Origin of the sequence: Planosporangium flavigriseum, from assembly GCF_011947225.1 — a bacterium.
GTDB classification, from domain to species: Bacteria; Actinomycetota; Actinomycetes; order Mycobacteriales; family Micromonosporaceae; genus Planosporangium; species Planosporangium flavigriseum.
On sequence record NZ_JAATVW010000075.1, the window covers coordinates 1 to 369 of the forward strand.

Below are 369 nucleotides of genomic sequence, written 5' to 3' on the forward strand. Positions count from 1 at the left end.
GCCTGCTGCAAGACGACCGCTGAAACTTCGCCCAGCCAGGCCCGATCCGGGCTCTGTTTGGCTTGCGTGATGACCTGCTTGGACAACTCGGCGTCCGAGACGTATGGCAGGCCGGCCTCGCGGGCGGTCTGCCGTGCGTGCAGCCCGTCGTTGAACACCACCCGCGCGCACCCGAACGCCCGCGCCAGTGCCTCACACTGGCCGGGTGTCGGGTAGACGCGGAAGTTGTAACGCAGCTGCACACCGGAAACCGTGCCACAGGCGTACGACAAGACACTCACGCACCCGGAAGTCCCGACGCCTATCCGCCTTGGCGGCGGATCGGCTTTCCCTGTCCCGCTACGCGGGAGAGTCCGCTTCACCCCCGGC

1 protein-coding gene is annotated in these 369 nt (G+C 67.8%); it reads right to left on the bottom strand.

Annotated elements, in window-relative coordinates; genetic code table 11:
• On the bottom strand, window positions 1-242 hold a 242-nt coding region (locus tag HC028_RS26875; protein ID WP_168080235.1), incomplete at its 3' end, for a helix-turn-helix domain-containing protein.
• Window positions 243-369 lie beyond the last annotated feature (127 nt).